Origin of the sequence: Limnohabitans sp. Rim8, assembly GCF_945901735.1 — a bacterium.
Classification (GTDB): Bacteria; Pseudomonadota; Gammaproteobacteria; order Burkholderiales; family Burkholderiaceae_C; genus Limnohabitans_A.
In genome coordinates this window covers 73,915-82,347 of sequence record NZ_CAMDLM010000017.1, presented here as the reverse complement: position 1 = coordinate 82,347, position 8,433 = coordinate 73,915, and the positions used below count along the sequence as shown (strand labels likewise).

The window sequence follows — 8,433 nt, the reverse complement described above, 5'->3', positions numbered from 1 at the left end:
AGGTGGGCACTTCCAGCAGATAAAAGGCCATGCCTTTTTTGGCCAACTCGAGCGACGCGGCCACCAAAAAACCGGCGGTGATGGCATGTCGCCAACGCACCCGGGTGTAGGGCACATAAAAATACAAGCCACTCACACAAGCGGTCAGCAGCAAAAATTCAAAACTGTCGAGCACCCAGCGCACCGAGCCGGGCAGCACATTGACCACATCCCGCGACGCCGTGACCACATACGAGCTGATGGCCAGACTCGCCCCCAGCAGCAAAGGCCCCAGCGTGATGGACGACCAATACAGCAACACCTTTTGCGGCAAGGGCCGCTGCCGCTGCACCCGCCAGATCTGCCCCAAAGTACGCTCGATCGTCACCATCAGAAAAACCGCTGACAAAAGCACCGCCGCCAGACCCGCTGTGCCCAGACGGCTGGCTTTGCGCGAAAACTGGGTCAGGTAACTGAGCACCTGCCGGGCAATGCTTTCGGGCACCAGACTTTCGATCAGCCAGCGCTGGATCATGTCTTGGAACTTGCCAAACATGGGAAAGGCTGAAAAGACCGCCAAACCCAGCGCAAACAAGGGCACCAAGGCCAACACGGTGGTGAAGGTGAGCGAACTGGCACTGAGCCCCAAACGCGCGTCGCGAAAGCGTTCGGCCAAAACGCCGCCCATTTGTCGCCAGGGAAAATCCGACAGCTCTTGCCACCACAAACGGGTGTGTTCGCGCAGGCCGGTCTTGGACAAGGTTGTTTGCATGCCCGGTATGATGCCATCGCAATGAATCCGAACCCCGAAATCTCCCCCCTCCCCCCCCAAGAAACAGCCCCAGCGGGCCTGGACATGACGCGTTGGTTGGCCGTGGGCAGCTTGCTGGGCCTGATCGTGCTGGGCCTGGCTTGGGAAATCTTGCTGGCCCCTTTACGCGAGGGGGGCAGCTGGTGGGCCATCAAAGTGCTGCCCTTGTGCATCCCAGTGGCAGGTTTGCTGAAAAACCGCATGTACACCTACCGTTGGGTCAGCCTTTTGGTGTGGCTGTATTTCACCGAGGGCGTGGTGCGCGCCTGGGGTGATGCCTGGCCGTCCTCAGGGCTGGCCGCGCTGCAAACCTTGCTGTGCACCACCTTGTTTGTGGCGTGCGCGCTGCATGTGCGCATCCGCTTCAAGGCCGCCAAAGCCACGGGCAACTTTGTGCCTGTGCCCCGCGACTGAGCGGCACCGCCACAGCCTGTCTACTCACTTGTGACTGCCATGACCGATCTGACCCCTTCCCAAACCGCCCTGATCGCGCAACTGCGCGCCCTTTGTGGTCATGCCAACGTGCTCACCCACGCCGACCCCGGCGCTGACCTGAGCCCCTGGGAGCAAGACTGGCGCAAACGCGTCAAGGGTCGAGCGCTTGCCGTGGTTCGCCCCGGCAACACGCAAGAAGTGGCCGCCGTGGTCAAAGCCTGCGCGGCGGCCAGTACGCCCATCGTGCCCCAAGGCGGCAACACGGGTCTGGTGGTGGGCGGCGTGCCCAACGGCTCGGGCAACCAGATCGTGCTGAGCATGACGCGCATGAACGCCGTGCGCGCCATCGACCCGGCCAACCTGACCATCACCGTGGAAGCCGGTTGTGTGCTGCAAAACCTGCAGACCGCCGCTGGAAACGCCGGTTTTTTGTTCCCCTTGAGCCTGGGCGCCGAGGGCAGCTGCACCATCGGCGGCAACCTGGGCACCAACGCGGGCGGCACGCAAGTCGTACGCTACGGTAACACCCGCGAGCTGTGCCTGGGCTTGGAAGTCGTCACCGCACAAGGCAAGGTCTGGCACGGCCTGACCGGGCTGCGCAAGGACAACACAGGCTACGACCTGCGCAACCTGATGATCGGCAGCGAAGGCACGCTGGGCATCATCACCGCCGCCACGATGAAGCTGTACCCCCAACCCGCGGCGCAGTTGACCGCTTGGGCCGCCGTGCCCAGCATGGAAGCGGCCGTGCAGCTGCTGGGTCTGGCGCACCAGCGCCTGGGGCCAGGCCTGACAGGCTTTGAGGTCATGGGCCAGTTCGCGTTGAGCTTGGTCGACAAACACTACCCGCAGCTGCGTGTGCCCTTGTGGCAAGAAACGCCTTGGTGCGTGCTGTTGGAAAACTCCGACAGCGAAAGCGAAAGCCACGCTCGGGGACAGTTTGAAGCCCTGCTCGAAGCTGCCCTAGAAGCCGGCTGCGTGACCGATGCCGTGGTCGCCGAAAACCTGACGCAAGCCAAAGGGCTGTGGCACATCCGCGAAAGCATCACCCTGGCCCAGGTGCAAGAGGGCCTGAACATCAAACACGACATCAGCATTCCGGTCTCTCTCATCCCGGCCTTTGTGGCCGAAACCGATGCCTTGCTGGCGCTGGAGGTACCTGGTGTGCGCATGGTGGACTTCGGGCACTTGGGCGACGGCAACCTGCACTACAACGTGCAGGCGCCCGAAGGCGCCGATGAAAAAGCTTTTTTGCGCGAATGTGAAGACAAGATCAACACCCTGGTGTTCGACCAGGTCAAACGCTTTGGCGGCTCGATCAGCGCCGAACACGGCGTGGGCGAGCAAAAAGTGAACAAGCTGCCGCTGTACAAAGACCCCACGGCTCTCGCCATGATGCGGGCCGTGAAAAAAGCGCTTGACCCTCAGAACCTGCTCAATCCAGGGCGGGTGCTGGGCTGAAGTGCCCAGCTTCAGCCATCACTTCACCACCGCCGCGTCGGTCAGTTTTTTGAGCAAAGCAGCCCGGCGGTTTTGCACCACGGCGGCTTGCACCAGGTTTTTGCTCTCGTCAAAGCCGGGCACCTGGTAAGGGCGCTTGGCGGTCAGTTTGACCACATGCCAGTAAGGACCGACCTGGATCGGGGCGGCCGACACCGCGCCCGGGGCCAGGTTGACCACCACATTGGAGATGGCGGGCGCGATCTGGTCGGGCAAGAACCAGCCCAGCTCACCCCCCTTGTCTTTGCTCGGATCCATCGACCGGGTCTTGGCCAAGGCGTCAAACGCCTGACCGCCACGCACCGCCGTCATCACTGTGCGTGCATCGGCCTCTGACGACACCACGATGGTCGAAATTTGGTACTGCTGCAAATCTCCCGCAGACTTCAAGGCCTGGACCTGGCGCTCGTACTCGGCTTTGAGCTCGGCTTCGGCAATCAGGTTTTTGGTGAACTCGTCGTTCAACACCAAGTCAATCAGCAGGTTTTGGCGCATCGCAGTCAATGCGTCTTGCGTGGCGGGCAACTTGTCCAGGCCCCGCTTTTGCGCCTCTTGGGCCATCAACTCACGCGCCACCAGCTCTTGCTTGAGCGCGGTACGCAACTCGGGCGTGTCTTTTTGGCCCTGGGCCACATTGGCCTGGACGTTGCGGTCCATCAAGCGTGCAGCAATCGACACACCGTTGACCACGGCCACAGGGGTGTCGGCGGCCTGTACGGCAAAAGACAGCAAAAAACCGGCGCCTAAGCACAAGCATTCAATAAAACCAAGACGAAAAAAAGCCATGTTTGGACCTTCAAAATCAATGCAATCAAGCCTTAAGCATAGCGCTTATTCGTGCCTTAAACTCAACGGTCATGAACACCCCTACCCACCCCATTCGCAGCCAATACGAAGACTTCATGCGCCACGTTTACACGACGGGCGTACAAAAAGGTGACCGCACCGGTACCGGCACGCGCAGCGTGTTTGGCCACCAAATGCGGTTTAATTTGAACGAGGGCTTTCCGCTGGTCACCACCAAAAAGGTGTTTTTGCGCGCCATCATCGTGGAGCTGCTGTGGTTTTTGCGCGGCGACAGCAATGTGAAATGGCTGCAAGAACGTGGCTGCACCATCTGGGACGAATGGGCCCGCGAAGACGGGTCGCTGGGTCCGGTTTATGGCGTGCAATGGCGCAGCTGGCCCACGCCCGGCGGTGGTCACATCGACCAGATTCAGCAGGTCATGGACACGCTCAAAAACAACCCCAATTCGCGCCGCATCATCGTGAGCGCTTGGAACGTGGCCGAACTGGACCAAATGGCGCTCATGCCTTGTCATGCGTTCTTCCAGTTTTATGTGGCCCCTGCGCAAAACCCCGGCGAAAAAGCCAAACTCAGCTGCCAGCTGTACCAGCGCAGCGCCGACATCTTTTTGGGCGTGCCCTTCAACATCGCCAGCTATGCGTTGCTGACGCACATGGTGGCGCAGCAGTGCGACATGGACGTGGGTGACTTCATCTGGACCGGCGGCGATTGCCACATCTACAGCAACCACCACGAACAGGTTGAGTTGCAGCTGAACCGTACCCCCATGGCCTACCCGACGCTCAACATCCAACGCAAGCCCTCGTCGATACTGGATTACGAATTCGAGGATTTCGAAGTGCTGGGTTACGAATGCCACCCGGCCATCAAGGCCCCTGTCGCGGTCTGATGAAGCTGCACCTCATTTATGCCCGAGCCCGCAACGGCGTGATCGGCAAAGACAACCAAATGCCCTGGCACCTGCCCGAGGACTTGGCGCACTTCAAGCGCGTCACGCTCGGTCAGCCGGTCATCATGGGCCGCAAGACTTGGGACTCGCTGCCTTCGCGTTTTCGACCGCTGCCAGGGCGATTGAACATCGTCGTCACACGCCGAAGCGACTGGCGTTCCGATGGCGCACTGCGTGCAGCATCGATTGGAGACGCCATGCGCCTGTGCAGCGATGTGCCCGATGCATGGATCATGGGCGGTGCCGAGATTTACCGCCAAGCCGAGCCCTTGGCCTGTACGGCAGTGGTGACCGAGATCGATGCAGACTTTGAAGGCGACGCCTTCGCGCCCGAACTGGGCGCCCAGTGGCAAGAGGTTCAACGCGAACAGCACACCACGACGAGCGGCTTGGGCTTTGCTTTCGTCACCTACCAACACAACATCAAGCCATGAAAATTGCCACCTGGAATGTGAACTCCTTGTCCGTGCGTCTGCCGCAAGTGCTGGACTGGCTGGCCGCCAACCCGACCGAGGTGCTGGCTTTACAAGAACTCAAGCTCACGGACGACAAATTCCCTGTGGCAGCTTTCACCGAGGCGGGTTACCAAGCCCAGTGGTTTGGCCAAAAAACCTACAACGGCGTGGCGCTGATCTCCAAGGCGGCAGGCAGCGATGTGGTGAAAAACATCCCTGGCTTTGAAGACGACATGTCCCGTGTGATCGCCGCCACCTACCCCGATGAGGCGGGGGGCACGGTGCGGGTGATCGGCGCTTATTTCCCGAATGGCCAAGCACCGGACAGCGACAAGTTTGTCTACAAAATGCGCTGGCTGGATGCCCTGCGCGACTGGGTGCAAAGCGAGATGCAAAAGCACCCGATCCTCGTGCTCACGGGCGACTTCAACATCACCTTTGACGAACTCGACATGTGGGACCCGGTGGGCCTGGCGGGCACCATCCACTGCACCGTGGCCGAACGTGAAAAGCTGCAAGCCCTGACCGATTTGGGCCTGGCCGACAGCTTCAGGCTGTTTGAGCAGCCAGAGAAAAGCTACAGCTGGTGGGACTACCGCGAGTTTGGCTTTCGCCGCAACCGGGGCCTGCGCATCGACCACATCTTGATTTCGCAAGCCCTCACAGCACGCGCCAGCGCCTGCGTGATCGACCGCACCCCCCGCAAAAACGAGCGACCCAGCGACCACACGCCTGTGGTGCTGACGCTGTCCGCCTGAGCTGCTGACCATCAGGATCAGGGCCCCTTGCCTCGGATCAGGGAGGCACGGTGTGGTGCCAATACCGCCGAGCCCAATCCCTTTCACAGTGCACCGCTTCGGGTTTTGAGCTGACCCAGCGCGCAGCGCCGCAGCGGGTGTTTTCAACCAGCTTTATGCCCAACGCCCTGTAACGCTGAACTACAGGCTCTGCCGGATGGCCGTAGCGGTTGCGGTAGCCGGCTTGAACCACGGCCACTTGGGGCTTCAAGGCTTCGATGAATGGGCCAGTGGACGATGTTTTGCTGCCATGGTGTGGCACCAAGAGCAGGTTGACGGGCTGAAGGCCAGACGCCACCAAGGCCAACTCTTGCGGGGCCTCAATGTCACCCGCCAACAAAGCCGAGGCTGTGCCGTGGCTGATGCGCAGAACACAGCTGACCGCATTGGGCTTGGTTTTTTTGTCCAGCGGCATGCCTGTGGCTTGCGCAGGCGGATGAAGGATCTCAAAAAGCACCCCATCCCAGACCCAAGATTGCCCGGCTTGGCAGCGCGTCCAACCAGGCCGCAGGCTGTGCAAAGCATGCTCATCTTCCAAAGAAGACCACAGCGCCGCTTGAGGCGGCATCGACAACACGGCGGCTGCACCACCCGTGTGGTCGCTGTCACGGTGGCTGAGCATCAACACATCCAAGCGTTCAGCCGATTGGGCCAACAAGGGCACCAACACCCGATGCCCTGCATCACTTTCGGATGAATAACGCGGCCCTGCGTCGTACAGCAAGCTGTGCAGAGCGGTTCGCACCAGCACCGCATTGCCCTGACCCACATCAGCGGCCAGCAACTCAAAAGTACCCGCGGCAGGCCTGGGCGCTTGCCAAAAAAGAACGGGCCACAGCAGCGGCAGGCCAAGCAACTTCCAAGACAAGGGCGCTTTGAGCACCAGCACCACGGCGCCTGGAAGCGCCAATGCAGCCAGCGCCCAAGGCGCCATGGCCAGTGACACCGAGGACATGGGCCATGAAGCCATCCAGGTCAGCACCATCGACAGTGGCTGCAAGGCCCAAACCGCCAACTCCCAAGCGCCCGACCAAAACACCCCCAGCATGGCCAATGGCGTGACCAAAAAAGTCACCCAGGGAATGGCCAGCAAATTGGCGAGCAAGCCCACCAAAGAAACCTGCCCAAAAAACAACAAGCCCAGCGGTGCCAAGGCGACTGTGACAATGCACTGCTCCCGAAGCAATGCCCCAGCCCGTCCCATCCAAGCACTGGCCCCCTCTGGCTTTTGCCCCGGCTCCCAGACCTGGCCCGTTGCCATCAAAATCCCCACAGCCACAAAACTGAGCCAAAAGCCCGGCTGCAACATGGCCCAAGGGTCCCAGGTCAGCACCACCGCCCCGGCCAAAGCCCAGACCAAGTGCCCAGGCCAGAGCCGGGCCGACAGTTTGAGCACCACCACCACCGCCAGCATCCACATCGTGCGCTGCGCGGGCACCCCCCAACCGCTGAACAAGGCATAAAAACCCGCCAGCACCAGCCCTGCCAACGCCCCCACCTGCGGGGCGGGCCACCGCAAGGCCCCAGCAAACCCCCAAAGCGCCGATCGGCGCCAGCCCCAAGCCACGACCAGCGAAGCCAACCAGGCAAACATGGTCACATGCAGACCTGAAATGCTCATCAAATGGGCCACCCCGGTGGCCCGAAAAAGGTCCCAATCGCTTCGCTCGATGGCCGCCTGATCGCCCGTGACCAAAGCGGCAACCACGCCACTGTGCTGGGCAGACGCCGCCCCCCCGGGCAGCGCGGCCAGATGGGTCAGTAAACGATCCCGAACCGCCTGCCTCCAGCCTTCTATGGGGTGACGCCCTGTGCTGGCCAGCCGCTCAGGGCTCGGGTCTTTGACGCCAGTTCGGACATACCCGGTGGCGCGAATGTTTTGCTCCCACAGCCACAGCTCGTAGTCAAAGCCCCTGGGGTTCAAATGGCCATGCGGCGCTTTCAGCCGAACACGCAGTCGCCATCGTTCGCCCGCCTTCACCGGCTCGGGCAATGCCGACAAATGCCATCCACTGTCGTTGTGGCCCTCATGGCCATACCACCCCAAATACACCTGAGAAGGCAGATCGGTGTCCAAGTCCAACTGTTGTCTTTGGCCTGATTTTTCAACCCACCAGGCCTGCTCGATGCGAAAACGAAAACGCCACCCCACGTCTTGCCGCTGGGGCATGGCTTGCACCACACCCACCACATCCAAGTCTTGCCCCTCCAGCGCGGGGTCGATGGCCAGCGACCGCGACAGCGCATGCAGACCCGTGAGCGCAAACGAGAGACAGACCAAGACGCCCCACGCCACCAGGGTTCTGGCCCCAAAGGTCGGTTTTTGGCGGTGGACCCACCAACCCGCGCCACACGCCAAAGACACCATGGCCGCATAAACCGACAAGGCCCAAAGCGACTGTTGCTGCAGCTGCAGCGCGATCCCAGCACACCATGCCACGAGGCCCCAAAACCACCCGTGCCCCGTGCGCGCGCTCATGGACAAACCCGGCGCGTGAAGCTTGGGCATGGGGGCCGGCTTGAAATGAGCTTCATGACAGCTTCCTTGAATGGGCGGGTAGCAAGAATCGCTCGGCGGGATGATGAGCGTACTTTTTACATCAGTTTAGACAGGTCTCATGCCCTTTGTCTTGATCTGCAGGCGAATGCGTTTCGGCGACAATCCAAACACCGGCGCTGTGATCAGCGCCGAACCACCT

The 8,433-nt window shown here is 61.2% G+C and carries 8 protein-coding genes; 5 read left to right on the top strand and 3 right to left on the bottom strand.

What is annotated here, in order from left to right:
• Window positions 1-751, bottom strand: a 751-nt coding sequence (locus tag Q0O99_RS10205; protein WP_293751030.1) for a YihY family inner membrane protein, incomplete at its 3' end; no start/stop codon positions are given.
• An 84-nt stretch (window positions 752-835) separates the two neighbouring features.
• Here Q0O99_RS10205 and Q0O99_RS10200 point away from each other — a divergent pair.
• Window positions 836-1,204, top strand: coding sequence for a DUF2069 domain-containing protein (locus Q0O99_RS10200; protein WP_293751028.1), 369 nt, complete (start codon window positions 836-838; stop codon window positions 1,202-1,204).
• A gap of 39 nt (window positions 1,205-1,243) precedes the next feature.
• Window positions 1,244-2,686, top strand: a complete 1,443-nt coding sequence (locus tag Q0O99_RS10195) for an FAD-binding oxidoreductase (protein ID WP_293751026.1) — start codon at window positions 1,244-1,246, stop codon at window positions 2,684-2,686.
• 18 nt (window positions 2,687-2,704) lie between these two features.
• Here the strand turns inward: Q0O99_RS10195 and Q0O99_RS10190 are convergent, their stop codons facing one another.
• On the bottom strand, window positions 2,705-3,511 hold the full coding sequence (locus Q0O99_RS10190) for a peptidylprolyl isomerase (protein WP_293751024.1): 807 nt from the start codon (window positions 3,509-3,511) through the stop codon (window positions 2,705-2,707).
• Window positions 3,512-3,582: 71 nt separating this feature from the next.
• Here Q0O99_RS10190 and Q0O99_RS10185 point away from each other — a divergent pair, with 71 nt between their 5' ends.
• The 3 genes from Q0O99_RS10185 to xth are packed head-to-tail and all read left to right on the top strand — an operon-like array spanning window position 3,583 to window position 5,695.
• Entirely contained in the window at window positions 3,583-4,422 is an 840-nt protein-coding gene (locus tag Q0O99_RS10185) for a thymidylate synthase (protein ID WP_293751022.1), read from the top strand.
• Entirely contained in the window at window positions 4,422-4,916 is a 495-nt protein-coding gene (locus tag Q0O99_RS10180) for a dihydrofolate reductase (protein WP_293751020.1), read from the top strand. Before Q0O99_RS10185 ends, Q0O99_RS10180 begins: the two co-directional genes overlap by 1 nt.
• Entirely contained in the window at window positions 4,913-5,695 is a 783-nt protein-coding gene (xth, locus tag Q0O99_RS10175; RefSeq protein ID WP_293751018.1) for an exodeoxyribonuclease III, read from the top strand. The genes Q0O99_RS10180 and xth overlap by 4 nt, the downstream gene beginning before the upstream one ends.
• A 37-nt stretch (window positions 5,696-5,732) precedes the next feature.
• On the opposite strand, the gene Q0O99_RS10170 is transcribed toward xth, so the two are convergent.
• Window positions 5,733-8,243 carry a DNA internalization-related competence protein ComEC/Rec2 gene (locus Q0O99_RS10170; RefSeq protein ID WP_293751016.1) on the bottom strand — a complete coding sequence of 837 codons (2,511 nt, stop codon included), beginning with the start codon at window positions 8,241-8,243 and terminating at the stop codon, window positions 5,733-5,735.
• Window positions 8,244-8,433 lie beyond the last annotated feature (190 nt).